At 71.3% G+C, this 26132-nt stretch carries 25 protein-coding genes; 11 read left to right on the top strand and 14 right to left on the bottom strand.

All coding sequences use genetic code 11. The features are described from left to right. Nucleotides 1–22 precede the first annotated feature (22 nt). Nucleotides 23–1618, top strand: a complete 1596-nt coding sequence (locus ABZ862_RS27405; protein WP_360963279.1) for a Na+/H+ antiporter — start codon at nucleotides 23–25, stop codon at nucleotides 1616–1618. 73 nt (nucleotides 1619–1691) lie between these two features. Here ABZ862_RS27405 and ABZ862_RS27400 read toward each other — a convergent pair whose 3' ends face one another. Together ABZ862_RS27400 and ABZ862_RS27395 are read right to left on the bottom strand one after the other, a co-directional pair. After that, nucleotides 1692–2567, bottom strand: coding sequence for a pyridoxal-phosphate dependent enzyme (locus tag ABZ862_RS27400; protein ID WP_360963277.1), 876 nt, complete (start codon nucleotides 2565–2567; stop codon nucleotides 1692–1694). A 285-nt stretch (nucleotides 2568–2852) separates the two neighbouring features. Beyond that, a complete protein-coding gene (locus ABZ862_RS27395; protein WP_360963224.1) occupies nucleotides 2853–3446 on the bottom strand; it encodes a peptidoglycan recognition family protein in 594 nt (197 codons plus the stop codon). 294 nt (nucleotides 3447–3740) lie between these two features. Here ABZ862_RS27395 and ABZ862_RS27390 point away from each other — a divergent pair, with 294 nt between their 5' ends. The 3 genes from ABZ862_RS27390 to ABZ862_RS27380 all read left to right on the top strand — a co-directional run bounded on the left by ABZ862_RS27390 (nucleotide 3741) and on the right by ABZ862_RS27380 (nucleotide 7195). After that, the gene (locus tag ABZ862_RS27390) at nucleotides 3741–5147 is read left to right on the top strand and encodes a family 2B encapsulin nanocompartment shell protein (protein WP_360963222.1); all 1407 of its coding nucleotides are present in this window, start codon (nucleotides 3741–3743) and stop codon (nucleotides 5145–5147) included. Nucleotides 5148–5262: 115 nt separating this feature from the next. Further along, nucleotides 5263–6408 (top strand): family 2 encapsulin nanocompartment cargo protein polyprenyl transferase, encoded by a 1146-nt coding sequence (locus ABZ862_RS27385; protein ID WP_360963219.1) that lies wholly within the window; start codon nucleotides 5263–5265, stop codon nucleotides 6406–6408. Between the two features lie 373 nt (nucleotides 6409–6781). Next, complete coding sequence (locus ABZ862_RS27380; protein ID WP_360963274.1) at nucleotides 6782–7195, top strand: YciI family protein; 414 nt, start codon at nucleotides 6782–6784, stop codon at nucleotides 7193–7195. Here the strand turns inward: ABZ862_RS27380 and ABZ862_RS27375 are convergent. Genes ABZ862_RS27375 through ABZ862_RS27365 form a run of 3 tightly spaced genes read right to left on the bottom strand, consistent with a single transcriptional unit; the run spans nucleotide 7170 to nucleotide 8822 of the window. After that, nucleotides 7170–7943, bottom strand: coding sequence for a VOC family protein (locus ABZ862_RS27375; RefSeq protein ID WP_360963216.1), 774 nt, complete (start codon nucleotides 7941–7943; stop codon nucleotides 7170–7172). The genes ABZ862_RS27380 and ABZ862_RS27375 overlap by 26 nt on opposite strands. Before the next feature lie 25 nt (nucleotides 7944–7968). Further along, nucleotides 7969–8385 (bottom strand): VOC family protein, encoded by a 417-nt coding sequence (locus ABZ862_RS27370; RefSeq protein WP_360963213.1) that lies wholly within the window; start codon nucleotides 8383–8385, stop codon nucleotides 7969–7971. Between the two features lie 26 nt (nucleotides 8386–8411). Then, a complete protein-coding gene (locus ABZ862_RS27365; protein ID WP_360963210.1) occupies nucleotides 8412–8822 on the bottom strand; it encodes a helix-turn-helix transcriptional regulator in 411 nt (136 codons plus the stop codon). Between the two features lie 132 nt (nucleotides 8823–8954). On the opposite strand from ABZ862_RS27365, the gene ABZ862_RS27360 reads away from it, so the two are divergent. Both ABZ862_RS27360 and ABZ862_RS27355 read left to right on the top strand, forming a co-directional pair. Then, nucleotides 8955–9527, top strand: coding sequence for a hypothetical protein (locus tag ABZ862_RS27360; protein WP_360963207.1), 573 nt, complete (start codon nucleotides 8955–8957; stop codon nucleotides 9525–9527). A gap of 81 nt (nucleotides 9528–9608) precedes the next feature. Continuing rightward, the gene (locus ABZ862_RS27355) at nucleotides 9609–10817 is read left to right on the top strand and encodes an acyltransferase (RefSeq protein WP_360963204.1); all 1209 of its coding nucleotides are present in this window, start codon (nucleotides 9609–9611) and stop codon (nucleotides 10815–10817) included. A 161-nt stretch (nucleotides 10818–10978) separates the two neighbouring features. On the opposite strand, the gene sodN is transcribed toward ABZ862_RS27355, so the two are convergent. Further along, the gene (gene sodN, locus ABZ862_RS27350) at nucleotides 10979–11374 is read right to left on the bottom strand and encodes a superoxide dismutase, Ni (RefSeq protein ID WP_020136639.1); all 396 of its coding nucleotides are present in this window, start codon (nucleotides 11372–11374) and stop codon (nucleotides 10979–10981) included. Nucleotides 11375–11518: 144 nt separating this feature from the next. Here sodN and sodX point away from each other — a divergent pair, with 144 nt between their 5' ends. Next, complete coding sequence (sodX, locus tag ABZ862_RS27345; protein WP_360963201.1) at nucleotides 11519–11953, top strand: nickel-type superoxide dismutase maturation protease; 435 nt, start codon at nucleotides 11519–11521, stop codon at nucleotides 11951–11953. Here sodX and ABZ862_RS27340 read toward each other — a convergent pair. The 4 genes from ABZ862_RS27340 to ABZ862_RS27325 all read right to left on the bottom strand — a co-directional run bounded on the left by ABZ862_RS27340 (nucleotide 11860) and on the right by ABZ862_RS27325 (nucleotide 15395). Beyond that, complete coding sequence (locus tag ABZ862_RS27340; RefSeq protein WP_360963198.1) at nucleotides 11860–12483, bottom strand: CGNR zinc finger domain-containing protein; 624 nt, start codon at nucleotides 12481–12483, stop codon at nucleotides 11860–11862. The two genes, sodX and ABZ862_RS27340, sit on opposite strands and share 94 nt — an antisense overlap. Nucleotides 12484–12676: 193 nt before the next feature. Then, the gene (locus ABZ862_RS27335; RefSeq protein ID WP_360963195.1) at nucleotides 12677–13477 is read right to left on the bottom strand and encodes an amino acid ABC transporter ATP-binding protein; all 801 of its coding nucleotides are present in this window, start codon (nucleotides 13475–13477) and stop codon (nucleotides 12677–12679) included. After that, nucleotides 13474–14400 carry an amino acid ABC transporter permease gene (locus tag ABZ862_RS27330; protein WP_360963192.1) on the bottom strand — a complete coding sequence of 309 codons (927 nt, stop codon included), beginning with the start codon at nucleotides 14398–14400 and terminating at the stop codon, nucleotides 13474–13476. Before ABZ862_RS27330 ends, ABZ862_RS27335 begins: the two co-directional genes overlap by 4 nt. A 32-nt stretch (nucleotides 14401–14432) precedes the next feature. Then, a complete protein-coding gene (locus ABZ862_RS27325) occupies nucleotides 14433–15395 on the bottom strand; it encodes an ABC transporter substrate-binding protein (protein WP_360963189.1) in 963 nt (320 codons plus the stop codon). 581 nt (nucleotides 15396–15976) lie between these two features. On the opposite strand from ABZ862_RS27325, the gene ABZ862_RS27320 reads away from it, so the two are divergent. The 4 genes from ABZ862_RS27320 to ABZ862_RS27305 all read left to right on the top strand — a co-directional run bounded on the left by ABZ862_RS27320 (nucleotide 15977) and on the right by ABZ862_RS27305 (nucleotide 19266). Further along, nucleotides 15977–17209, top strand: coding sequence for an NADP-dependent malic enzyme (locus ABZ862_RS27320; RefSeq protein ID WP_360963187.1), 1233 nt, complete (start codon nucleotides 15977–15979; stop codon nucleotides 17207–17209). A gap of 177 nt (nucleotides 17210–17386) precedes the next feature. Next, nucleotides 17387–18352, top strand: a complete 966-nt coding sequence (locus tag ABZ862_RS27315) for a zinc-binding dehydrogenase (RefSeq protein ID WP_360963184.1) — start codon at nucleotides 17387–17389, stop codon at nucleotides 18350–18352. Nucleotides 18353–18463: 111 nt separating this feature from the next. After that, nucleotides 18464–18673, top strand: coding sequence for an HTH domain-containing protein (locus tag ABZ862_RS27310; protein WP_360963182.1), 210 nt, complete (start codon nucleotides 18464–18466; stop codon nucleotides 18671–18673). Beyond that, complete coding sequence (locus tag ABZ862_RS27305; protein ID WP_360963179.1) at nucleotides 18673–19266, top strand: Clp protease N-terminal domain-containing protein; 594 nt, start codon at nucleotides 18673–18675, stop codon at nucleotides 19264–19266. Before ABZ862_RS27310 ends, ABZ862_RS27305 begins: the two co-directional genes overlap by 1 nt. 44 nt (nucleotides 19267–19310) lie before the next feature. On the opposite strand, the gene ABZ862_RS27300 is transcribed toward ABZ862_RS27305, so the two are convergent. The 4 genes from ABZ862_RS27300 to ABZ862_RS27285 all read right to left on the bottom strand — a co-directional run bounded on the left by ABZ862_RS27300 (nucleotide 19311) and on the right by ABZ862_RS27285 (nucleotide 25962). Continuing rightward, nucleotides 19311–20381, bottom strand: coding sequence for a PadR family transcriptional regulator (locus ABZ862_RS27300; RefSeq protein ID WP_360963177.1), 1071 nt, complete (start codon nucleotides 20379–20381; stop codon nucleotides 19311–19313). 1 nt (nucleotide 20382) lies between these two features. After that, nucleotides 20383–21261 (bottom strand): DUF4097 family beta strand repeat-containing protein, encoded by an 879-nt coding sequence (locus ABZ862_RS27295; protein WP_360963174.1) that lies wholly within the window; start codon nucleotides 21259–21261, stop codon nucleotides 20383–20385. A 535-nt stretch (nucleotides 21262–21796) separates the two neighbouring features. Continuing rightward, nucleotides 21797–21976: a DUF6104 family protein gene (locus ABZ862_RS27290; protein ID WP_360963171.1), complete on the bottom strand. Its 180-nt coding sequence runs from the start codon at nucleotides 21974–21976 to the stop codon at nucleotides 21797–21799. Between the two features lie 128 nt (nucleotides 21977–22104). Next, entirely contained in the window at nucleotides 22105–25962 is a 3858-nt protein-coding gene (locus ABZ862_RS27285) for a multifunctional oxoglutarate decarboxylase/oxoglutarate dehydrogenase thiamine pyrophosphate-binding subunit/dihydrolipoyllysine-residue succinyltransferase subunit (RefSeq protein WP_360963169.1), read from the bottom strand. Between the last annotated feature and the right edge of the window lie 170 nt (nucleotides 25963–26132).

The following is a 26132-nucleotide window of genomic DNA, read 5'->3' as shown; positions in this document are numbered from 1 at the left end:
GGAACCGAGGGCGGGCGAGGACATGGACGTGATGCCGCTGCTGTTGCTGGTGGCGGGCAGTGTCGCGGTGGCCGCCGCGGCCCGTCGTACCCCGGTGCCGGCGCCGCTGCTCCTGGTGGCCGCCGGTCTCGCGGTGTCGTACCTGCCCGGGGTGCCCGACTACACCCTGGACCCCGAGATCGTCCTGCCGCTGGTCCTGCCCCCGCTGCTCTACCGGGAGGGCACCGAGAGCTCGTACCTCGACCTGCGCGCGCAGCTGCGTCCCGTGGCCATGCTGTCGGTCGGCTACGTGCTCTTCGCGACCTTCGTGGTCGGCTGGGCGGCCTATCTCGTCGTGCCGGGGCTGCCGCTGCCCGCGGCGCTGGTGTTCGGCGCCGTCGTGGCGCCCACCGACGCGGTCGCGGCCACCGCGATCGCCCGCCGGGTGGGCCTGCCCTCCCGGATCACCACCATCCTCCAGGGCGAGTCCCTGCTCAACGACGCCACCGCGATCACCGCCTACAACGTCGCCCTGGCCGCCGCGATCGGCGAGGGCGCCACCTGGGCGGGCGGCATCGGCGAGTTCCTGATCGCGGCCGTCGGCGGTGTGGTCGTCGGCCTGTTGCTGATGATGCCGATCCACTGGCTGCGCACCCGTCTCGGCGAGGCGCTGCTGCAGAACACCCTCTCCCTCCTGATCCCGTTCGTCGCCTACGGCGTCGCCGAACAGGTGCACGCCTCCGGAGTCCTCGCGGTCGTGGTCGTCGCCGTCTATCTCGGCCACCACGCGTGGGAGGTCGACTTCGCCACCCGGCTCCAGGAGGACGCGGTGTGGCGGATGGTCGCCTTCCTGCTGGAGTCGGCGGTGTTCGCCCTGATCGGTCTGCAGCTGCCGGTCGTGCTCAAGGGACTCGGGGCGTACTCGGGGGCGGACGCGGTCTGGTACGCGGTGGTCCTCTTCGTGGTGGTCGTCGCGGCCCGGTTCGTGTGGGTCTACCCGGCGACCTTCCTCCCGCGTCTGCTGTCCGCCCGGATCCGCGAACGCGAGCCCGATCCGACCTGGCGCGGGCCGGCCGTCACCTCCTGGGCGGCGATGCGCGGCGTGGTCTCCCTCGCCATCGCCTTCTCCGTCCCGCTCACCGTCGAGGGCGGCGCCGCCTTCCCGCAGCGCAACCTGCTCCTCTTCCTCACCTTCACCACCGTCATCGGCACGCTGGTCGTGCAGGGCCTCTCCCTGCCCGCGGTGATCAGGGTGCTGCGCTTCCCCGGCCGGGACGCGCAGGCGGAGACCCTCGCCGAGGCCAACGCCCAGGCCCAGGCGTCCCGGGCCGCCGAGCAGCGCCTCGACGATCTCCTCGCCGACGAGCGCAACGCCCTGCCGCCGCCGCTGGCCGACCGCCTGCGCGATGTGCTGGAGCGCCGCCGCAACGCGGTCTGGGAACGGCTCGGCCAGGTCAACCCGGTCACCGGGGAGACGGTCGACGACACCTACCGGCGGCTGTCCCGGGAGATGATCAGCGCCGAGCGTTCGGTCTTCGTACGGCTGAGGGACCACCGCTACATCGACGACGAGATGCTCCGCACCCTGCTGCGGCGGCTGGACCTGGAGGAGGCGGCGGCCTACCGGGAGACGGCGTAGCAGCGGTGCGGCGCCGGCCCGGCCCGGGGGAAAGGGGCCGGGGGAGGGCTCCGGCGCGGGAGCGGGGACCGTTCTACGGGAAGGGGCGGCCGGTGACCACCGCCGCGAGGACGGTGCCGGGCGGGAAGGCGCCTTCCGCCGTGAGGACGACAAGTCCGTAGAGCAACTTGGCGACATAGTGACGCTCCACGGGCACTCCGTGGCGTTTCTCGAACTCCTGCGCGAACGAGTCCAGTTCGGGGGTGACACGGGCGAAGCCGCCGCAGTGGAAGCGGTCGTCGACCCGCCAGTCACCCCGCCGGGCACCGAACGCCCGCTCCTGCAGCCCCCGTACCGCGTCGGTCAGGAACCCGCCCCCGAGCACGGCCACCCCCAGCGCCCGCTGCCCCGCGCCGAGACCGGCGGCGAGCCCCGCCAGCGTGCCCCCGGTGCCGCAGGCGACGGCGGCCACGTCGGCACGGCCGCGCAGCTCCTCGCCGAGCGCCCGGGAGCCGTGCACGGCGAGAGAGTTGCTGCCGCCCTCAGGGATCACGTAGGCGTCCCGCACGTCCGCGGCCCGCAGGATCTCCGCCAGCACCTCCGGCTCGGCCTTGCGGCGGTACGTCGCGCGGTCCACGAAGTGCAGCCGCATGCCGTCGGCCGCGCACCGGGTCAGGGAGACGTTGAGCGGGCGGTCCGTGAGCTCCTGGCCGCGGACCACGCCGACGGTCGGGAAGCCCAGGAGGCGGCCCGCGGCGGCGGTGGCCCGGAGATGGTTGGAGTAGGCGCCGCCGAAGGTCAGCACGGTCCGCCCGGCCGCCGGTGCGAGGTTCGGCACGAGCTTGCGCCACTTGTTGCCGATCAGCTCCGGGTGGATCAGGTCGTCGCGCTTGAGGAGCAGCCGCACACCGTGCCGGGCGAAGCGCTCGTCGGCGACCTCCTGGAGAGGCGACGGGAGCCGGGGGCCCAGGGCGGCTGTCCGGCCGCCGGTCCGGGCGTCTCTGGCAACGGCTGCTGCGGCACCGGCGGCCGGGTCTGCGGCGGGCCCGGCGGTCGGGGCGGAGGTCGGGGCGGAGGCCGGGCCGGTGGGGCTGGTCACCGGTCCATTGTCGTCGGCCGCCCGGAGTCCGGGCCGGGCGGGGGCGGACTCAGGGCGGCCGGACCGGGGACCTGGGACGAGGGCCGGGCGGCCGGACCGGGGCCGGGGCGTGAGGGCCGGGTCGTGACGACCCGGCCCCGGCCCGGCTCCCGCGCGTCACTTCAGGCGGTCGCGCACCCGCTCCCGCAGCCACTTCATCGTGAAGCCCCGCGGGTCCACCTTGCCGGGCTGCCACTCCAGGTGGCCGATGACCGACCGCTCCGTCCACCCGTGGTGCCGGCAGAGGGCCGCCGCCACCTTCTCCACGGTCTCCAGCTGCGCCGCCGGCCAGGGGTCCCTGCCGTCGCCGAGGTTCTCGCACTCGAAGCCGTAGAAGTGCCGGTTGCCGTCCGTGTCCGACTCGTTGTCCGGCGGGAGGACGGCCTTCTCGGCTATGACCGCGCGCAGTACGTCGTCGTCGCCGAGCCCCGCGTGGTTGACGCGGCCGTAGCCGACGAGATGAAGCCTGCCGTCCTTGGTGATCACCCCGTGGCACAGCGGTCCGGGCAGTCCCGGGTGGCCGTCGCGGCAGACCTGGACGGTGTGCGCGTCGCCCGAGGTCGCCGTGTGGTGGATCATCACTCCGTGGACCGGGCCCCAGGAACCCTGGCGGTTCCTGTTGTGACGGCGCCACTCGCCGACCTCGACGACCGTGACGCCCTCCGCTCTCAGAGCGGCCAGAAAACTTCCCGCGGACATGGGTGACGACATGACCGCCTCCTTACGTGCCGTGCGTGCTGTGCGTGCCGTGCACCCGCCGCCCTGTGCGGCCGGTGTTCCGGGTTTTGTACCGAAGGTGCCCGTCCGGTCACACACCGTTCGGGAGCCGTGCGAACGATTCCGGACACCGGGAACCGGACGGAAATGCCGCACCTGCCCCGTCGTACCGTGATCCATTCCCGCTCTTTCGGGTAATGGCACGACCACGCTGGGTGAGAAATGCTTGGTCGCGAGATCAGTGCACGGCGCGAGGGGCGCCGGTGCATCATTGGGAGGGCGTTTCTCATGTCGGTAGGCGAAGAGGTCCGCGCGGAGCAGAACCAGCCGCAGCAGAGTCTCGGCACCGCGGCCGCGCGGAACCTGGCCACCACCACCAAGTCGGCTCCGCAGATGCAGGAGATCAGCTCACGCTGGCTGCTGCGCACGCTGCCCTGGGTGAACGTGCAGGGCGGCACGTACCGGGTGAACCGACGGCTGACCTACGCGGTCGGCGACGGCCGCATCACCTTCGTGAAGACGGGTGACCGCGTCGAGGTCATCCCCGCCGAACTCGGCGAACTGCCCGCCCTGCGGGACTACGAGGACGAGGAGGTGCTCACCGAGCTCGCACGGCGCTGCCGGCAGCACGAGTTCGCCCCGGGGGAGGTGATCGCCTCCTTCGGCAGCCGGACCGACGAGGTCTACCTCCTCGCGCACGGCAGGGTGGAGAAGGTCGGCACCGGCCCCTACGGCGACGACGCGGTGCTCGGCGTGCTCGCCGACGGCGCGTACTTCGGGGACGCCGCCCTCCTCGACGCGGAGGCCATCTGGGAGCACACCGTCCGGGCGGACACCGCCTGCACCGTCCTCGTCCTGGCCCGCCAGGACCTCGACCAGATCGCCGAGCGGTCCGACTCGCTCGCCGGGCACCTCCGGCGCCTGCGCACCCTGCCCTCGCAGCGGACCAACAAGTACGGGGAGAAGGAGGTCGACCTCGCGGCCGGCCACAGCGGCGAGCCGGACATCCCGCACACCTTCGTCGACTACGAGGCCCGGCCCCGCGAGTACGAGCTGAGCATCGCCCAGACCGTGCTGCGCATCCACTCGCGTGTGGCCGACCTCTACAACCAGCCGATGAACCAGACCGAGCAGCAGCTCCGTCTCACCGTGGAGGCGCTGAAGGAGCGTCAGGAGCACGAGCTGGTCAACAACCGGGAGTTCGGACTGCTGCACAACTGCGAGTACGACCAGCGGATCCAGCCGCACGACGGCGTGCCCGGCCCCGACGACATGGACGAGCTGCTGAGCAGGCGCCGCGGCACCAAGCTGTTCCTGGCCCACCCGCGTGCGATCGCCGCGTTCGGCCGTGAGCTCAACAAGCGGGGCCTGGTCCCGGAGACCATCGACGTCGGCGGCAACCGCATCCCCACCTGGCGCGGGGTGCCCCTCTACCCGTGCAACAAGATCCCGGTCACCGGGGCGCGCACGTCCTCGATCATCGCCATGCGTACCGGGGAGGAGGATCAGGGCGTCGTCGGGCTGCGGCAGTCCGGCATCCCGGACGAGCTGGAGCCCAGCCTGTCCGTGCGGTTCATGGGCATCAACGAGCAGGCGATCATCAAGTACCTGGTCACGGCCTACTACTCGGCCGCGGTGCTGGTCCCGGACGCGCTCGGTGTCCTGGAGAACGTCGAGATCGGCCGCTGGAGGTGATCATTCCGGGCCCGCTCGCCGTGTCCCCGGCCGCCGGTGCGGGTAGACCTCGGTGGTACGCGCCCCCAGCCGCCGCGGAAGCGCCAGTGTCCGCGCCTCGTCCGAAAGGGACTTGATGCCCGAGCTCATCACGGAGTCGGAGCCGGAACTGCAGCACGGCGGACAGGACACGGAGGACAGGCCGGACAACGGGACCCCGCTCGGCGCCGGGGCCTCGGCAGCACCGCACGACGGGCATGAGGCGGCGGCGATCCTGGAGGCGGTCAGGGCGTCGGTCAACCCCGAACTGAGGTCGGCCGTCGAGTCGTTGCCCGGGCCGATGGGCCGTATCGGGCTCTACCACTTCGGCTGGCGGAACGCGGACGGCACCGCGGCCGACGGGGACTCGGGCAAGGCCATCCGTCCCGCGCTCGTCCTCACCGCGGCCGGCGCGCTGGGCGGACCGCGGGCCCGCGGGGCGGCCGTGCGGGCGGCGGTCGCGGTGGAACTGGTCCACAACTTCACGCTGTTGCACGACGACGTGATGGACCGCGACGCCACCCGCCGCCACCGGCCCACCGCCTGGACGGTGTTCGGCGACGCCGACGCGATCCTCGTGGGCGACGCCCTCCAGGCGCTGGCCCTGCGGATGCTCGCCGAGGATCCGCACCCGGCCGCCGCGGAGGCCGCCGCCCGGCTCGCCGGATGCGTGGTGGAACTGTGCGCGGGACAGCAGGCGGACACCGCCCTGGAGCAGCGTGAGCCCGATGAGGTCACCCTCGCCGAGGTGCTCGACATGGCCGAGGGCAAGACCGGTGCGCTGCTGGGCTGCGCCTGCGCGCTGGGCGCGCTGTACGCGGGAGCGGACTCCGGGGCGGTGGAGGCGCTGGACGCGTTCGGCCGGGAGGCGGGGCTCGCGTTCCAGCTGATCGACGACGTGATCGGCATATGGGGTGACCCCGACCGCACCGGGAAGCCGGCCGGAGCGGACCTGGCGGCCCGCAAGAAGTCCCTGCCGGTGGTCGCCGCGCTCACCTCGGGAACCCCGGCGGCGGCCGAACTCGCCGAGCTCTACCGGCTGCCGCACGAGGAGGACGACCCGGCACGGCTCGCACGCATCGCTCTCGCGGTGGAGCGGGCGGGCGGCCGGGACTGGGCCCAGGCCGAGGCCGCGGACCGGATGGCCCGCGCCCTGGGATCGCTGGCCCGCGCCCTCCCGGACCCGGACGACGCGGGCGGCCTGCTGGCGCTCGCGGAGTTCGTGACACGGCGCAGCAGCTGACGGCGGGCGGCGGCTGACGGCGCCCGGCGGCGATGCCGCCGGCCGTGATGACCCCGGCGCCGGGACGGTGCGGTTCCTGACCCCGCACCGCACCCGGCGCCGGTCCGCACCGGGCGCGAGCAGGCGCTGCCCGGCCTAGGCTGAGTGCATGGGCGGCGCGGAGGACGCGGAGGGCCGGGAGAGCGCCTGTCCGGTGTGCGGACGGCGTGTCGCCACGGCTGTCCGGCGGCACAGGACGCTGGGCGTGTTCGTCCCCGTGTGGACGCCCGGGCCCTGCCACAACCCCGCCTGCGCGGCGTACGTCCCGCCGGTCACCGGGGAGGACGCCGCGCCGCATCCGGAGTCCCGGCCCGGGGCCGAGAGGAGCGGACCGATGAAGTACCTGGTCATGGTGCGGGGCACCCAGACCGACTACGAGGCCGTTCGCGGTACGGCGTCCGAGGCCTCCCCGGCCTGGACCGAGGAGGACCGGAAGGCCATGTTCGCCCATATGGGCGAGATCAACGACGAACTCGCCAAGAGCGGGGAACTCATCGACGCCCAGGGACTGCTGGAGCCGGGGCGGGCCCGGACGGTCACCCTCGGCGCCGACGGTACGGCCGTGGTCACCGACGCGCCGTACGGTCCCACCGAGGAGGTCGTGGCGGGCTACTGGGTGGTCGAGTGCGACAGCCTGGAGCGTGTCACGGAGATCGCCGAGCGCGCCGCCCGCTCACCCGCTCCGGAGGGGGCGCCCCGCCACCCGGTGGTGATCCGCCCGATCATGGAAGGCGCGGACGAGATCTGACGCCGGGCAGGATGCCGGTCTGCGGGTCGCGGTCGGTGAGGCAGTAGACGCCGCCCGCCGGGTCCCGCATCACGGTCCAGCGGGGACCGGTGGCGACGTGGGAGGCGCCCAGCTCCTCGTGCCGGGCGCGGGCAGCGGTGCGGTCGGCGCAGGCGAGGTCGAGATGGGCGACGGCGGGGCCCTCGTCGTCGAACCGCTGGAGCAGGATCCGCGCAGGAGACCTCGGCGGTGACTGGAGGACATGGAACTCCGGCCGCGAACCGGCCACGGAGGCCCAGCCGGTGAGCCGTGTCCAGAAGACGACCTCGGCGTCGTAGGCGGACGGCCCGCTGCCGAGGCACACCTGGTCCGCCCGGCACCCGTCCACCACGGGCGGTCGTACCGTCTCCCCGTGCCACGGCACCGCACAGAACATCTGCCCGCCGGGAGACCGCAGTACGGCCCACCCCGCATGCCCGGCGACGCATACGGCCCCCGCCGCCACGGCCACCGCCGTGAAGGCGCCGACGTCCTCGACGGCGAGATCGAGATGCACACCGCCGCTGCCGCCGTCGGCCTCGCCCCGGTCGAGTGCCTGGACCTTCAGACAGGCGTCGGCGCCGCCGTCGGGCACCAGCGTCGTGAACTCGCCCCGCTCCCCCCGCGGCCCGGACGGCCGGGTACCCGTGACGGCCGCCCAGAAGGCGACCGCTTCGGGGAAGCGCGGGGCGGGACGGTCGACGAAGGCGTAGGTCCAGCGGACGGTCATGAAGTGATCGTAGGACGGTGCGGTGTCAGTCGCCGGACCGTTCCATGAACCGCAGCAGATTGCCCGCCGGGTCCCGGAAGGCGCAGTCCCGCACCCCGTACGGCTGGTCCATGGGCTCCTGGAGGACATCGGCACCGGCCTCCCGTACCCGGTCGTAGAGGGCGTCGCAGTCGGCGGTGGTGAAGATGACGCCCCGCAGCACGCCCTTGGCGAGCAGCTCGGCCATGGCCTGCCGGTCGGCGGGGGAGATGTCCGGGCTGGCGGCCGGCGGCTCCAGCACGATCTCCACGTCCGGCTGGAGCGGCGAGCCCACCGTCACCCAGCGCATGTCCTCGAAGGAGACGTCGTTGCGCACGTCGAGCCCCAGCACATCGCGGTAGAAGGCGAGCGCCTTGTCGTGATCGTCGACGGCGATGAAGCACTGGTGAAGTCTGAGGTCCATGACCCCACGCTAGGACGTTCCTTGCCCTAGGGGCGCGGCTTCGGGCCTGCCCGGTTCGGGCGGGTGAAGGTCCGTGCGACGCACGCCGGGATCACCGCGCTCTCCTCGTGCGACCGCGCCCGGTACGCGCTCGGTGTCTCGCCCACCAGCTCCGTGAAACGTGCGCTGAACGACCCGAGCGAGGTGCACCCCACCGCGAGACACACCTCGGTGACACTCAGGTCGCCCCGCCGGAGCAGGGCCTTGGCCCGCTCGATCCGCCGGGTCATGAGGTACCCGTAGGGCGTCTCCCCGTAGGCCGCCCGGAAGCTGCGCTGGAAGTGCCCCGCCGACATCAGCGCGGTCCGCGCCAGCGCGGCCACGTCGAGCGGCTCGGCGTACTCACGGTCCATCCGGTCACGGGCCCGCCGCAACCGTACGAGGTCGTCACGGTCCACGCCCCCAGCGTCGCACGCCCGCGGGCGGCGATGGTCAAGACTGCGTCATGTGACGCCGGCGGCTGAGAGGGCGGATGCCGGTCGACGTAGTAAGGGGGCAAGTGGACGCCACTCCCGACGAAGGGCAACTCCTTGATCCCGCGACGCATCGTCCTGAGCCTCGTCGTAGGGCTCACCGCCACGCTCTTCCTCGGGGCGTGCGGCTCCTCGGACGGTACCGGTTCCGCCACCGCCGCCCCGGTGGCGCAGCCGGCCACCTCACAGCCGGCCACCTCACAACCCGTGGCCTCCGCACCGGCCGCCTCCGGGAGCGGCCGGACGGCCCGGACGGCTCAAACAGGTCCGACGGCCGTGGTGGCGGCCCGGGCACTGAAGGGCATCGGCACCGTGGTCACCGACGGCAACGGCATGACCCTCTACCGCTACGACAAGGACCAGCCGAGTCCCTCCAAGTGGACGTGCGCCGGTGCGTGCACCACGACGTGGGTGCCCGTCATCAGGCAGGACTCCGTACGGACCTCGGGGGTGGAGGCGAGCCTCCTCGGGACGGTCCACCGGAACGGCATGAAGCAGCTCACCCTCGCCGGCTGGCCGCTCTACCGGTACGTGGGCGACACCGGGGCCGGCCAGGTGAACGGCCAGGGAAAGGACGGGGAGTGGCACGCCGTCACCCCGTCCGGACAGAAGCTCGCCACGACGGGCTGAGCGTGCCGCGGAGAACATGCGGAGCGCAGGGAGAGAGCATGCTGCGAGAGCATGCGGAGAGAGAAGGGCTGACCCATTTCCGTGGACTCGCGCCCGCCGGCCGGCGGCGTTCTGGACCCGGCCGCCCGAGCGGGGCATGAGGCACCTGAGAACGAAGCACCCGTCGGGCCGCACGGGCCGCACCTGCCGGGCCTGGACGGTCTCCGCGGCCTGGCGGCCCTGTACGTGGTGCTGTTCCACTGCTGGCTGTACGCGTTTCCCGGCTATCCCCACAGTTCGGCGCCCTTCTGGCTGAAAGGGCTGATGTTCGGGCGGCTGGCCGTCGTCTTCTTCCTGGTGCTGTCCGGCTTCTCCCTGGCCGTCTCGCCGGCGCGTCACGGCTGGCGGTCCGGCGGCATTATCCGGTTCCTGCGCCGGCGCGCCTGGCGGATCCTGCCGCCGTACTGGGCGGCGCTGGCCCTGAGCCTGGTCATATCCGCGTACCTCGTCCCGGCCTCGCACTTCGGACCCCCCACCCGGGCGTCGCTCCTGGTGTACGGCCTCCTCGCCCAGGACATGGTCACCGCGCCCACACCGAACGGCGCGTTCTGGTCGATCGGCGTCGAAGCCGAGCTCTATCTCCTCTTCCCCCTCCTCCTCTTCGTCCGGCGGCGGTCGAGCGCGGCGGTGCTGGCCGCGTGTGTGACCCTCCCGGTGATCGCCCGCGGTCTGACGGCGCCCGGAGCGTCCCCCGCGGAAGGCGACAACTGGCTGGCCCCCCACCTCGCCCCCGTGTTCGTCGCGGGCGTGATCGGAGCGGGAGCCGTCGCCGCGCGGGACCGGGTCAGGCGTCTGCCCTGGGGATGGTTCGCCGTGACGGCGGCCCTGCCCGTCCTGGTTCTCTGCGCCGTCCGGGGTTCCGTGTGGACGGTGACCCACTACTTCTGGATCGATCTCGCCGTCGCCCCCGCCATGGCCCTGCTGATCGCCGCGGTGGCCACCGGCAGACCCGCCCCCCTGGTACGGCTGCTCACCACGCGCCCGCTCCGGAGCCTGGGCGACTTCTCCTACAGCCTCTACCTGATCCATCTGCCGATCGTGCTGGCCGTGATGCGCCGCACGGCCCCGCACTTCGTGCCGCCCGGCCTGCCCACGTTCTGGTTCACGCTGGCCGTGGCCCTGCCGGTCTCGGTGCTCGGGGCGCGGCTCTTCTCCCAGGTCTTCGAACTGCCCTTCAAACGCAGCAGATCATGGAAGGCCCTGATCGCCCCGACCCGGCGGCGCGCTGCCCCGGCAGACCCGCCGCGGTGACCTGCCCCCACCGTCGGGCATCCGGCCGCCCCCGCCGCGGCCGGGCACAGAAGACCGCACCCGGACCGCCCTGGACGCCGTGCTCGGCGGCCTGCGGACCGGGTGCGGACAGAAAGACACTGCAACCGAATGAACTGCAGGTCAGAAGGCGTAAAAAAGAATCAGGCCTTCTTGGTCTCCCAGAAGATCTTGTCGATCTGGGCGATGTAGTCCAGGGCCTTCTGGCCCGTGGCCGGGTCGGTGGACGCCTTGGCGGCCGAGAGGGCCTTCAGGGTGTCGTTGACCAGCTGGTGCAGCTCGGGGTACTTCTCGAAGTGCGGCGGCTTGAAGTAGTCGCTCCAGAGCACGGAGACGTGGTGCTTCGCGAGCTCGGCGCGCTGCTCCTTGATGACGGTGGCCCGCGCCTGGAAGTGCGGGTCGTCGTTGGCGGCCATCTTTTCCTGCACGGCCTTCACCGACTCCGCCTCGATGCGGGCCTGGGCCGGGTCGTACACGCCACAGGGCAGGTCGCAGTGGGCGCTGACCTTGACCTTGGGGGCGAACAGGCGGGAAAGCATGAAGCGTTCCTTCCTCGTGATCGTCTTCTCAGGTGGGACATTACTCCCTGGGTCCCGGGTTTTCGCGGGTGCCCCCGAGGGCTTAGGACAAAAGTCCGGGGCGAGACTGACACTGGTGGAGCATGAGAGCGGGGAGGTGCCGGGATGCCGGAGCTGTCGCAGGAGAGCGAGCGGGGGAGGACGACGGTGGCGCCGTTCGGGGTCGCCGAGGTGACCGGGCCGTCCATGGTTCCCACGCTGTACCACGGGGACCGGCTCCTGGTGCACTACGGGGCGCGGATCAGGGCGGGGGACGTGGTCGTCCTGCGGCACCCCTTCCAGCAGGACCTGCTCGTCGTCAAACGGGCGGCGGAGCGGCGCGGGACGGGCTGGTGGGTGCTCGGCGACAACTCGTACGCCGGCGGTGACAGCACCGACTACGGGACGGTGCCCGAGGAGCTGATCCTCGGTCGGGTCCGCTTCCGTTACCGGCCGCCGCGCCCTGATCAGCGCTCGCCGCTGGCGCTGGTGCGCTGGGCGCTGTCGGCGGCCAGGCCGGTGCTCGCCGACCGGTCCGCGAGGCGTTTCCGCGCCCGGTAGGCGGCCACGTTCGCCCGGGTGGCGCAGCGGTCGGAGCAGTAGCGTCTCGAACGGTTGGTCGAGGTGTCCAGGTAGGCGTTGCGGCACGGCGCCGCCTCGCACAGGCCGAGCCGGTCGACGCCGTAGGACGTGAGGTGGAAGGCCAGGCCCATCGCCGCGATCGCCGCGTACCCGGCCGTGGCGTTGGACGGGTGGTCGGCGAGGTGCATGTGCCACAGCGGGCGGCCGTCCTCGTCCCGGTGGTCGTGGCCGGAGATCTGCGGGCTGACCGGGAACTCCAGCAGCAGCGAGTTCAGCAGGTCCACGGCGAGTGTCTCGTCGCCCCCGTCGGCCGCCTCGAAGACCGCCCGCAGCCTGGCCCGCACCGAGCGGAAGCGCGTGACGTCGGCGTCGGCGGCGCGGCGGGCCGCCGTGGAGTCGCCGAACAGCGCGCGGACGGCCTCGACCGAGGTCAGCGAGTCCTTGCCCCGGGCCGGTTCCTCGCTGTTCACGAGCCGCACGGCGTAGTCCGAGTAATAGGCGAGTTCCACTTGGTGTCCTTACGCAGGCACTCTTCGGCCGGCCGTCCAGGTGATCGGTAATGGCCGGCTGCGACCTCAGGGTATTACGTTTGCGCCGTGCGTGCGGGGAGGCCGCCGGGGCCGGGACGGACGGGGCCCGGGCGGGCGGTGCCCGGCCTCCCCTCCCCGGGCCGGTGGCGTCGCAGGGAGGGGAACGGCTCTCTCAGAGCACCTTCGACAGGAACGACTTCGTGCGCTCGTGCTGCGGATCGGTCAGCACGTCCCGCGGGTGGCCGGACTCGACGACCACACCGCCGTCCATGAACACCAGCGAGTCGCCGACCTCGCGCGCGAAGCCCATCTCGTGCGTGACGACGATCATCGTCATGCCGTCCTCCGCGAGGTCCCGCATCACGTCGAGCACCTCACCGACCAGCTCCGGGTCGAGCGCGGAGGTCGGTTCGTCGAACAGCATCAGCTTCGGCTCCATCGCCAGTGCCCGTGCGATGGCGACACGCTGCTGCTGGCCGCCGGACAGCTGTGCCGGGTAATGGCCGACCCGGTCACCCAGCCCGACGCGGTCCAGCAGCCGCTGGGCGCGTTCCCTGGCGACCGCCTTCGACTCCCGCTTGACCTGGACCGGCGCCTCCATGACGTTCTCCAGCGCCGTCATGTGCGGGAAGAGGTTGAAGCGCTGGAACACCATGCCGATGTTCCGCCGCTGCGCCGCGACCTCCTTCTCCTTCAGCTCGTACAGCTTGTCGCCCTGCTGCCGGTAGCCGACCAGCTCGCCGTCGACGTAGAGCCGCCCGGCGCTGATCTTCTCCAGGTGGTTGATGCACCGCAGGAAGGTGGACTTGCCGGAACCGGACGGGCCGATCAGGCAGAACACCTCCCGCGGGTTCACCTCCAGGTCGATGCCGCGCAGGATGTGGGCGAGCCCGAAGGACTTGTGGACGCCCTCCGCCCGCACCATCGGCCGCCCGCCCGCGCTCTGCACCATGTCCTTGACGGGATCGCTCATCGGGCCACCTCCGGGCGCCGGAAGGAGCCCCACTGCCTGAGGTTCCTGCGCAGCCGCTGCAAGGGGGTCGGCGGCAGGCTGCGCGCCGAACCGCGGGCGTAGCGGCGTTCGACGTAGTACTGGACGATGCTGAAGATCGTGGTGAGGAACAGGTACCAGATCGACGCCACGAAATACATCTCGACCACCGCGAGCGACGTGCTGGAGATGTCCGTGGCCCGCTTGATCAGCTCGTTGAACTGGACCGCGTAGGCCAGCGACGAGGTCTTCAGCATGTTGATGAACTCGTTGCCGGTCGGCGGCACGATCACCCGCATCGCCTGCGGCAGCACGACGCGCCGCAGTGTCTGGCCGTGCGACATGCCCAGCGCGTGGGACGCCTCGGTCTGCCCCTCGTCCACCGACTGGATGCCCGCGCGGACGATCTCCGCCATGTACGCGGCCTCGTTCAGGCCGAGACCCAGCAGCGCCGTGAGGAACGGCGTCATCACCTGGTTCATCTCGTCCTTGTAGAACCCCAGGTTCAGGATGGGGAACACGAGCGAGATGTTGTACCAGAGGAGCAGCTGGACCAGGACCGGGGTGCCGCGGAAGAACCAGATGTAGAACCAGGACACCGTGCTGGTGACCGGGTTCTGGGACATCCGCATCACGGCGAGCACGATGCCCAGCGCGAGGCCGAGCACCATGGCGAGCACCGAGATGTACAGCGTGTGCCAGGCGCCGGACAGGATGGTCCCGTCGAAGAGGTAGTCCGGGACGACGCTGTAGTTGATCTTCGCGTTGGAGAACGCGATGACCACCAGCACCACCAGGCCGAGGACGACCACGCCGGCGACCCAGCGGCCGTAGTGGCGCACCGGGATGGCCTTGATCTGCTCCGGCGGGACGTCCGCCGGAGCCTTGTCGAGAATGTCAGTCACAGAATGAGCCCTTCGCTGCCGTCCGGCGGGGCTCAGGAGCCGCCGTTGGTCTTCGCCTCGGTGACCGCGCCGTCCGTGACGTTCCACTTCTCCAGGATCTTCTGGTAGTCACCATTCTTGATGATGGCGCCGACCGCGGCCTGCAGGGCGTCCCGCAGCTGCGTGTTCTCCTTGCCGGTGGCGATGCCGTACGGACCGGCCTCGATCTGGTCGCCGACCACCTCGAAGTCCTTGCCGCCGCCGGAGGTCTTGGCGTTGTAGGCGGCGACGGGGAAGTCGTTCAGGTCGGCGACCGAGGCACCCTGCTTGAGGCGGAGCAGCGCCTCGGGGTCGGTGTCGAAGGTCTGCAGCGTGATGGCCTTCTTGCCGTCCTTCGTACACTTCGTGTTCTGCGCCTTGGCGATGCCCTCGGAGGTCGTGCCGCGCTGCAGGGCGACGACCTTGCCGCACAGGTCGTCCAGCGACTTGATGCCCTTCGGGTTGCCCTTCTGGACCAGGATCGACGTGCCGGCCGTGAAGTAGTCGACGAAGTCGACGCCGGTGCCCGCCTTCTTGCCGGTGTCGGAGTTGACGCCGTTCTGGCGGTCCTTCGTGTCGTTCATCGCCGACATGATGATGTTGAAGCGGTTGGCCTGGAGGCCTACGATCAGCTCGTCGAACTTGCCGTTCTGGAACTGGAACTTGACGCCCAGCTGCTTGCCCAGCGCGTCCGCGATGTCCGGGTCGATGCCGACGGCCTTGCCGCCCTGCATGTACTCGACCGGCGGGTACGCGATGTCGGAGCCCACCTTGATGACCCCGGCCTTTCTGATGTCCGCGGGCAGCTTGGCGGCCAGGGGCGCCGAGGCGGACGACGACGAGCCGGAGCTGCTGCCGCCCTTGTCCGTCTGGTCACCGCAGGCGGTGAGGAGCAGGGCGCCGGCCACCGCGATCGCGCCGACCGCGGCGAGACGGGAGGACGCGGGGGCCGTAGGACGGGTGGAGCGACCGGTCATGGTGAGTTCCTCCGGCGGAAGGGGTTCAGATGCCGATGGTCGACGAGAACACACACCATCGGGTGTCGCGACCTCGTGTGATTACGGCATCTTGCCATTCGGACTACGCCGTTCAGGGGACCTGATATGTCAAAATCGGATAACGGGTGACCCCCGAACCGCATCAGTTCGACCCATCCCGGCCGCACCATCTGCGGTGCTCCCCGCTTCGGGCCGGAAGATCTTCGGCACATCTCACGATGTGGTCGAGTTCGGTTTGTCGTCCGAAGCCGCTTCTGCGGGTGTCAAGACCTTGGTGTGATCTTGTCCTCAGTTTCAGTTTTTCCGGTGTCCGAGCGGGTCGCTGACCTGCCCGGTCCGGTGCCGCGTTACGGCCATTCGCTCAATGCACTCGTCGCCGGTGTCTCCGGTCCGGTAAGAAGGATCCCCACACCCCTCATCCGGGGCTCAGAGCGCGTGTGCGGCGCGCTCGTCGCGTACGGACCTGCACGGAACAGTCGACCGGTTCATACGCGGTCCCGCCCACTTCTCAACCAGGAGTGGCCACCCTCAAACCATGAAGACTTAAGGGGTAAAACAAAGTGGCAGCGGAGATCGTCAATCCTCGCAGCGACAGCACAACGGAAGCGGACGGGCAGGAAGGCGGGGCCGAGCCCCTCGATTCCTTCGATCCGGCATTCGCGCTGCACCGCGGTGGCAAAATGGCTGTTCAGGCCACCGTTCCCGTGCGTGACAAGGAAGAACTGGCCCTCGCCTACACCCCCGGCGTCGCGCGCGTGTGCACCGCGATCGCGGAACAGCCGGAACTCGTCCACGACTACACATGGAAGTCGTCCGTCGTCGCGGTCGTGACCGACGGCACGGCCGTGCTGGGCCTCGGCGACATCGGGCCCGAGGCGTCCCTCCCGGTGATGGAGGGCAAGGCCATCCTCTTCAAGCAGTTCGGCGGGGTCGACGCGGTGCCGATCGCGCTCGCCACCACCGACACCGACGAGATCGTCGAGACCGTCGTCCGGCTCGCCCCCTCCTTCGGCGGAGTGAACCTCGAGGACATCTCCGCGCCGCGCTGCTTCGAGATCGAGCGCCGGCTCCAGGAGCGGCTCGACGTCCCGGTCTTCCACGACGACCAGCACGGTACGGCCGTCGTCACCCTCGCCGCCCTGCGAAACGCGGCCCGGCTGACCGGACGCACCCTCGGCGATCTGCGAGCGGTGATCTCGGGAGCCGGGGCGGCCGGGGTCGCCATCGCCAAGATCCTCGTCGGCGCCGGAGTGGGGGACGTCGCGGTCACCGACCGCAAGGGCGTCGTCTCCCGCGACCGCGACGACCTCAACCCGGTCAAGCGCCAGCTCGCCGAGCTCACCAACAGGGCCGGTATCAGCGGCTCCCTCAAGGACGCCCTCGCGGGTGCCGACGTCTTCATCGGCGTCTCCGGCGGCACGGTGCCGGAAGCCGCGGTGGCCTCGATGGCCGAGGGCGCGTTCGTCTTCGCCATGGCCAACCCCACTCCCGAGGTCCACCCGGACATCGCCCGCAAGTACGCGGCGGTCGTCGCCACCGGGCGGTCCGACTTCCCCAACCAGATCAACAACGTGCTGGCGTTCCCCGGGATCTTCGCGGGCGCGCTCCAGGTGCGGGCGTCGCGGATCACCGAGGGCATGAAGCTGGCGGCGGCCGAGGCGCTGGCCTCCGTCGTCGGGGACGACGTCGCTGCGGACTACGTCATCCCCTCGCCCTTCGACGAGCGGGTCGCCCCCGCGGTGACCGCCGCGGTGGCCGCGGCGGCCCGCGCGGAGGGCGTCGCACGGCGGTGAGGTGAAGCCGGCGGCCCATCCGGCGGTCGGCCCGACGGTGTGACGGTGCGGACGGCTCCGCCCGGCCGGGGAGAACCCGGCACCGGGCGGGGCCGTCCGTGTCCCCCGCCGCAAGAAGGCATGTGTCACAGACCACTCGAGTTCCGTTGTCCGGGCCGGGAACCTATTGTCAAGGTCATGTTCGCCGTCTACGCCGCCCGAATCGACCGCGACCAGCCGCTCGCCGGACTGGAACTGGGGGAGCGCCCGGCCCCCGAGGCCCGCCCCGGCTGGAGCACCGTCGATGTCAGGGCCGCCTCCCTCAACCACCACGACCTCTGGTCCCTGCGGGGCGTCGGCCTCGCGGAGGACAAGCTGCCCATGATCCTCGGCTGTGACGCCGCCGGGATCGACGAGGACGGCAACGAGGTCGTCCTCCACTCCGTCATCGGCCAGACCGGTCACGGCGTCGGCCCGAAGGAACCCCGCTCCATCCTCACCGAGCGCTACCCGGGCACCTTCGCCGAGCAGGTCGCCGTGCCGACGTGGAACATCCTGCCCAAGCCCAGGGAACTGTCCTTCGCGGAGGCGGCCTGTCTGCCCACGGCCTGGCTGACCGCGTACCGGATGCTCTTCACCAACGCCGGTGTGCGGCCCGGTGACTCGGTCCTCGTGCAGGGCGCGGGCGGCGGTGTCGCCACGGCGGCGATCGTCCTCGGCAAGGCGGCCGGCCTGCGGATGTTCGCCACCAGCCGGGACGAGGCCAAGCGTAAGCGGGCGGTCGAGCTCGGCGCCGTCGACGCGGTGGAGCCGGGCGCCCGGCTGCCGCAGCGGGTGGACGCCGTGATCGAGACCGTCGGCGCGGCCACATGGTCCCACTCGGTGAAGTCGCTGAGGCCCGGCGGCACCCTGGTGATCTCCGGCGCCACCAGCGGCGACCGGCCCTCGCACGCCGAACTCACCCGGATCTTCTTCCTGGAACTCCGGATCGTCGGCTCCACCATGGGCACCAAGGACGAGCTGGAGGACCTGCTGTCCTTCTGCGCCGCGACCGGCGTACGCCCCGTCATCGACGAGGTGCTCCCGCTCGACCGTGCCCGCGAGGGCTTCGAGCGGATGGAGTCCGGAGGACAGTTCGGGAAGATCGTCCTCACCAACGACTGACCGGCCGCTCCCGGCTTCGGCAGGCGGGCCCGGGTTCCCGGGTCCGCCTTTTCCGTACCCCGATCGTCAACCAGGGTTGACGCGAGCGAGATGTCAACCTAGATTGACGTCATGACCGAAGCAACGGAACTCGCCGAGCGCGCCGGTGACCGTGATCCGCGGATCGGACTGCGGGCAGTCGCCGCCCTGCGCAAGCTGCTGGAGCAACTGGAGGCCGTGCAGGTGCGCAACGCCCGCAATCAGGGCTGGTCGTGGCAGGAGATCGCCGCTGAGCTCGGTGTCAGCCGGCAGGCCGTGCACAAGAAATACGGGAGGCGTTGATGTTCGAACGGTTCACCAAGGACGCCCGGGCGGTGGTACAGGGCGCGATGGAGCATGCCGTGCGGTCGAGCGCGCGGTACGTCGACGCGGGGCATCTGCTGCTCGCCCTGCTCGGCAGGGAGTCCGGTCGCGCCTCGTTCGCGCTGGCCGCGGTCGGCCTGGGCGGCCATCGTGACGCGGTGGTCCGGGACCTGGCCGAGGCGCGGCGCAGGGCCGGGCTGTCACGCGCCGACTCGGAGGCCCTGGCCGGGCTGGGCATCGACGTCTCGGACCTCGTCGCCCGTATGGAGGAGGTGCACGGCGCCGGAGCGATGTCCGGTGACCGCGGGTCCGCCGATCGCCGTCCGGGCGGTCGTCGCTCCTTCGACCGCAGTGCCAAGGCGGTCCTCGAACGCGCCCTCCGTATCGCCGTGGCCCACCGCGACAGGCATATCGGCGACGAGCATCTCCTCCTCGCCCTGACGGTCCTCCCCGGAGTCCCCGCCGAGACCCTCGCCGACCACGGGGTGACCCATGAGGCTCTGGTCCGGGTGCTGTACGGCGGAGGAGAGGCGGGCGGCCGGGGGAACCCGGGTCGGGCGAAGGCGGGTTGAGGGCGGTCGTCCTTGCCGTCCGTGTCCGGCGCCGTCCGGCCGGCTCAGACCCGCGGGCCGTGCAGTATCGCGCCGATGCGGGCCGCTGCCGAGGACAAGTGACTCCGTACCTCGACGAGTTGGTCCGGGGTGACACCGTGGTCCCGGGCCGCGTCGCGGATGTCGTCGCGGAAACGGTCCAGGAGGCGGTCCAGGTCGCGGGCCGGGTCCCCGCCGGGGGACTCGTGCGCCCACGCCGGCTCGTACTCGACGGGGAAGTCCTCCGGGGCCTTGCTGTACTCCGGGCCCGGCGGCGGGGACGGTGCCGGGGCGGACGCGGTGCCGGGGCGGCCGAAGCCGAAGTCCTTGCCGAACCCCTTCCCGAAGTCCTTTCCGAACTCGCCGAACTCCTTGGCCAGTTCGGTCAGGCCCTCACGCACACCGGTCGGCCAGTCGCCGCGGGTGAAGTGGTCCTGGACCTGCTCCTGGACCCGGCGGGCGATGCGCTGCATCTCCTCCTGTGCCTGGGCGCGGGCGTTCGCCTGCGCCTCCTGGGCCTGGCGCCGGGCACGCTGGGCCTCGTCGCGGGCCCGGCGGCTCTCGTCCTTGGCCCGCCTCGCCTGCTCCTTCCACTCCTGCTTGGCGCGCCGCAACTCCTCCTTGGCGGCGCGCCACGCCTCCTTGTCGCCGACGTCCCCGATGTCACCGATGTCGCCGTAGGCCGCCGATCCGGCCCGGGCGCCGCCACGCCGCGCTTGCGAGGCCGCCTCCCGCATCTCGCGCCGCAGATCGCCGGCCGCACCGCGCACATCGGCCCTGATCTCCGCGGCGAGTTCCGCCACCGAGTCGCGGATCTCCAGCTCCAGATCGGCCAGTTCACCACTGCGGTCGGCCAGTTCGGCGCGGCCGGCGTCCGTGATGGCGTACACCTTGCGGCCGCCCTCGGTGGTGTGGGTGACCAGGCCCTCGGCCTCCAGCTTGGCCAGCCGGGGGTAGACGGTGCCCGCCGAGGGCGCGTACAGCCCCTGGAAGCGCTCCTCCAGGAGGCGGATCACCTCGTACCCGTGGCGCGGTGCCTCGTCCAGCAGTTTGAGGAGATAGAGGCGCAGGCGGCCGTGGGCGAAGACGGGGGGCATGTCAGAGCACCTTCTTGTCGTCGGTGTTTCCGGGGTCTCCGGGCTTCTCGGGGGCGTCCCACGGTTCGTCCTCCGCGGGGGGCCGCCGCAGCAGGGCGATGGAGCCCGAGACGGTCGTCGCCTTCAGCCGGCCGTTGCCCGCGCCCAGCCGCCCCGTGATCCGCTTGGCGCCCCACTGGCCGCTCACCCGCAGGTCCTCGAACGCGTTCGACAGCGTTCCGCTCGCGGTGTTGGCCTCGACCTCCGCGTCCGCCGGATGGGGGAGCCGGATGGCGATCTCGCCGGAGACGCTGGTCAGGCTGATGTCGGTGGGGCCGCCCGCCGGATCCAGGTCGACGATCATCGAACCGCTCACGGTGTCCGCCTTCACGGAGGAGCCCGCGCCCTCGACCACCGTCAGGTCGCCGGAGACCGAGTTGAAGCGGAGGTCGCCGCCGAGGGCCTGGGCCTCCACGTTGCCCGAGACGGTGTCCGTGCGGATCGGGCCGTGCAGGCCGAGCAGGGTGGTGTCGCCGGTGACGCCCCTCACCTCGGTGCGGGCGTCGATGCCGGAGACCACCGCGGTGGCGCCGACCACGCCGACCACGACGCGGGTGTGCGCCGGGACGGCCAGGGTGACGTCCGCGGAGCGGCGCCAGCCCTTGCGGTCGAGCCACTTCAGGAAGCCCTTCCAGGGCAGGTCCTCGTAGGCCACCGTCAGGGTGCCGGCCTCCTCGGTCACCAGCAGGGGCGGTCCCTCGATGGAGGTGACTTCCAGGCGGGCGGAACCGTCTTCCGTGCCCACCACGTTGACCGCGCCGTTGACTATGCGGACGTGGAGGGTGGTCACCGGGGTGTCGAAGGTGAGTTTGCTCGGTGCGGTGACTTGCCAGTCGGGCATGGGTGGGCTCCTCCTGGGTGGTTTCCGATACATCTACGCGCCATATCGCGTCTTACGTGAAACACGATATATCGCGGGTGCGGAAAGTCAAGACACCTCTTCGGGTGAGGGGGGCGGTGCCGGTGCCTGGCCGGTGCCTGAGCCGGTGCGCTGGGTGCCGTGGCTGGGGGGCTTACCGTCGGCCGGTGCTGGCCGGGGGTGGGTGCGCAGCCCGGCGTTTACGGGGTGCCGCCCGCGCCCACCCGTGCCGCCCTGGGGGTCCCCCCCTGCTCGAAGAGCTTGGGGGAGGCACGACTGCCCGCGGCTGGGGGGAGGGGGAAGCATGACTGCCCGCGGCTGGGGGTGGGGAGGGCGGGGTGGCGGCCGCCTCCGGCGTGGTGTGGGCCCTTGCCGCCTTCAGCAGGGTGTGGGCCCTTGTGGCGGCCGGCCGGTGTGCCGGGGCCTTCTGGGGAAGGCCGTTGACGGCCTCGGTCCGTGGGTCCTGCGCCGCAGGGGGTGCGGGGCGGCGGTGAGGGGGCGGGAAGGGGGGCGGGGGTCAGTCGTCTTCTTCTTCGTCCAGGCGGGCGAGCCAGGTGGCGAGGCGTTCCACCGGGACCTCGAAGTCGGGGTTCAGGTCGACGAAGGTGCGGAGCTGTTCGGCCAGCCACTCGAAGGTGACCTCCTCCTCGCCGCGGCGCTTCTCCAGCTCTTCGATGCCTCGGTCGGTGAAGTACACGGGGTTCTCCGGTGTCGGTGGGTTGTACACGTCCAGGTTAGGGGAGGGGAAGGGACACGGACGGCCCCGTCCCCCGGGGGATGGGGGACGGGGCCGTCCGTGGTGGCGGGGCGGGCCGGGCCGGAGGCCTACGCCTCGAAGACCTCCCTGACCAGCTGCTCCTGTTCCGCCTGGTGGCGCTTGGCGGAGCCGACCGCCGGGGACGAGCCGTGCGGGCGGGAGATCCGCCGCAGGCGCTCGCCGTGCGGCACGTCGGCGCCGACCGCGAGGTCCAGGTGGTCGATGAGGTTCAGGGCGATGAACGGCCAGGCGCCCTGGTTCGCCGGTTCCTCCTGGACCCACAGGTACTTCGCCGCGTTCGGGTACTTGGCGATCTCGGCCTGGAGCTCGGCACCCGGCAGCGGGTACAGGCGCTCGATCCGGATGATCGCCGTCTCCGCGGCGGCGGGGTCGGTGGCGCCGCGCTTCTGCCGCTCGGCCTCGAGGTCGTAGTAGACCTTGCCCGTGCAGAAGACGACCTTCTTCACGGCGGCCGGGTCGGCCGTCGAGTCGCCGATGACGGGCCGGAACTGCCCGGTGGTGAACTCCTCCGCCTTCGAGGCCGCCGCCTTCAGGCGCAGCATCGACTTCGGGGTGAAGACGATGAGCGGCTTGTGGTGCGGGTTGTGCACCTGCCAGCGCAGCAGGTGGAAGTAGTTCGACGGGAGGGTCGGCATGGCGACCGTCATGTTGTTCTGGGCGCAGAGCTGGAGGAACCGCTCCGGGCGGGCGGACGAGTGGTCCGGGCCCTGGCCCTCGTAGCCGTGCGGCAGCAGCAGGGTGACGCCGGAGGTCTGACCCCACTTCTGCTCGGCCGAGGAGATGAACTCGTCGACGACCGTCTGCGCGCCGTTGACGAAGTCGCCGAACTGCGCCTCCCACATCACCAGCGCGTCGGGCCGGGCCAGCGAGTAGCCGTACTCGAAGCCCATCGCGGCGTACTCGGACAGCAGCGAGTTGTAGACGTTCAGCCGCGCCTGGTCCTCCGACAGGTACAGCAGCGGCGTGAAGTCCTCACCGGTCTCGCGGTCGATGATCACCGCGTGCCGCTGGCCGAAGGTGCCGCGCTGGGAGTCCTGGCCGGCGAGCCGCACCGGGACGCCCTCCAGCAGCAGTGAGCCGACGGCGAGGGTCTCGCCCATGCCCCAGTCGATGGTGCCGTCCTCGACCATGGCCGCCCGGCGTTGCAGCTGCGGCAGCAGGCGCGGGTGGACGGTGATGTGGTCGGGGACGTTGACCTGGGACTCGGCGATGCGCTTGACGACCTCGGCGGAGATCGCGGTGTCCACGGCGACGGGGAAGCCGTCCTGCGGGTCGTGCGCGGGCGCCGGGGCGGGCTGCGAGGTGGCCTCGCGGACCTCGGTGAAGACCTTCTCCAGCTGGCCCTGGTAGTCCTGCAGGGCCTGCTCGGCCTCGTCCAGGGTGATGTCGCCGCGGCCGATCAGGGACTCGGTGTAGAGCTTGCGCACCGAGCGCTTCTTGTCGATCAGGTCGTACATCAGCGGCTGGGTGAAGGCCGGGTTGTCGGACTCGTTGTGCCCGCGGCGGCGGTAGCAGATGAGGTCGATGACCACGTCCTTGTTGAACGCCTGGCGGAACTCGAAGGCGAGCCGGGCGACCCGCACGACGGCCTCGGGGTCGTCGCCGTTGACGTGGAAGATCGGGGCCTCGATCATCCTGGCCACGTCCGTCGCGTACATCGACGAGCGGGAGGACTCGGGGGCCGCGGTGAAGCCGACCTGGTTGTTGATGACGACGTGGACCGTGCCGCCGGTGCGGTAGCCGCGCAGCTGCGACATGTTGAGGGTCTCGGCCACCACGCCCTGGCCCGCGAAGGCCGCGTCGCCGTGGATCGCCACGGGCAGGACGGTGAAGTCCGTGCCGCCCTTGCCGATGATGTCCTGCTTGGCGCGGGAGACGCCCTCCAGGACCGGGTCGACGGCCTCCAGGTGGGAGGGGTTCGCGACCAGCGACACCTTGATCTGCTCGCCGTCCAGGCCGGTGAAGGTGCCGTCGGCGCCCAGGTGGTACTTCACGTCGCCGGAGCCGTGCATCGACTTCGGGTCGAGGTTGCCCTCGAACTCGCGGAAGATCTGCGCGTACGACTTCCCGACGATGTTGGCGAGCACGTTCAGCCGGCCGCGGTGGGCCATGCCGATGGCGACCTCGTCGAGGCGGGACTCGGCCGCGCTGTCCAGGACCGCGTCCAGCAGCGGGATGACCGACTCGCCGCCCTCCAGGGAGAAGCGCTTCTGGCCGACGTACTTCGTCTGAAGGAAGGTCTCGAACGCCTCCGCCGCGTTGAGGCGGCGCAGGATGCGCAGCTGCTCCTCGCGCTCCGGCTTGGTGTGCGGGCGCTCCACCCGGTCCTGGATCCACTTGCGCTGCTTGGGGTCCTGGATGTGCATGAACTCGATGCCCGTGGTGCGGCAGTACGAGTCGCGCAGCACGCCGAGGATGTCGCGCAGCTTCATCATGGACTTGCCGGCGAAGCCGCCGACGGCGAACTCGCGCTCCAGGTCCCACAGCGTGAGGCCGTGCTCGACGATGTCGAGGTCGGGGTGCTTGCGCTGGCGGTACTCCAGCGGGTCGGTGTCGGCCATGACGTGGCCGCGCACCCGGTAGGAGTGGATCAGCTCGAAGACCCGGGCGGCCTTGGTGACGTCGTCGTCGTGCGAGGTGTCGATGTCCCGCAGCCAGCGGACCGGCTCGTAGGGGATGCGCAGCGACTCGAAGACTTCGTCGTAGAAGCGGTTCTCGCCGAGCAGCAGGTTGGCGACCTGGCGCAGGAACTCGCCGGAGGCGGCGCCCTGGATCACCCGGTGGTCGTAGGTCGACGTGAGCGTCATGACCTTCGAGATGCCGAGCTTGTTGAGGGTGTCCTGGGAGGTGCCCTGGAACTCGGCCGGGTAGTCCATGGAGCCGACGCCCATGATGACCGACTGGCCGGGCATCAGACGCGGCACGGAGTGCACGGTGCCGAGGCCGCCGGGGTTGGTCAGGGAGACGGTGACGCCGGTGAAGTCGTCCATCGTCAGCTTGCCGTCGCGGGCCCGGCGGACGATGTCCTCGTAGGCCTGCCAGAACTCGAAGAAGTTCAGGCTCTCGGCCTTCTTGATGGCCGCGACGACCAGCTGGCGGTCGCCGTTGGGCTTCACCAGGTCGATGGCCAGGCCGAGGTTGACGTGGGCCGGCTTGACGAGGGTCGGCTTGCCGTCCTTCTCGCCGAACGAGTTGTTCATCGCCGGCATGGCCTTGATGGCCTGCACCATCGCGTAGCCGATGAGGTGCGTGAAGGAGATCTTCCCGCCCCGGGCCCGCTTGAGGTGGTTGTTGATGACGATGCGGTTGTCGAACAGCAGCTTCACCGGGACGGCGCGGACCGAGGTGGCGGTCGGCAGTTCCAGGGAGGCGTTCATGTTCTTGGCGACCGCGGCGGCCGGGCCGCGCAGGGTGACCAGCTCGGGTCCCTCGGCGGCGGTGGCGGGCGCCGCGGCGGGCGCGGGCTTCGCGGCGGCGGCCGGCCTGGCGGCGGCCTTCGCGGGAGCCGGGGCCGCGGCGGGCTGCACCGGAGCGGGGGCGGGGGCCGGCGCGGCGGCCGGGGCCTGAGCGGCGGGCGCGGGCGGGGAGGCGGGCGCCACCGGAGCCGGAGCGGCCTGGGCGGGGGTCGCGGGAGCGGGAGCCGGTGCGGCGGGCCGGGTGGCCTGCGCGGGCGTGGCCGCGGGCGCCGGACCCCCCGTCTCACCCCCCGCGGCAGGAGCCCCCGGCCGGTAATCGGCGAAGAAGTCCCACCAGGCGCGGTCTACCGAATTCGGGTCCTGGAGGTACTGCTGATAGATCTCGTCGACGAGCCACTCGTTCGGACCGAACGCGGCGGCGGGATTCTTTCCCGCTCGGTCGGTGTCGGTCGAGATGCTCGATGCGTTACTGGGGGACTGTGGCGACACGGCGGCAACCGCCCTCTTCCGCTTCACAAGGTGATGGACAGCGGGAATAAAGGCTACGCCCCCCTGGCCGGGAAGGTCAGGTCGGGCCGATGCTTCGTCGCGTAAGTCACATCGGCACGGGTGTTTCGGGCGCTGAATTGGCGGGAAACAAGCGGGGTTTCACGAAGAAA

The organism is Streptomyces sp. NPDC047000, assembly GCF_040644295.1.
In the GTDB taxonomy this organism is placed as follows: Bacteria; Actinomycetota; Actinomycetes; order Streptomycetales; family Streptomycetaceae; genus Streptomyces.
This window is presented reverse-complemented; position numbering and strand designations above follow the sequence as displayed.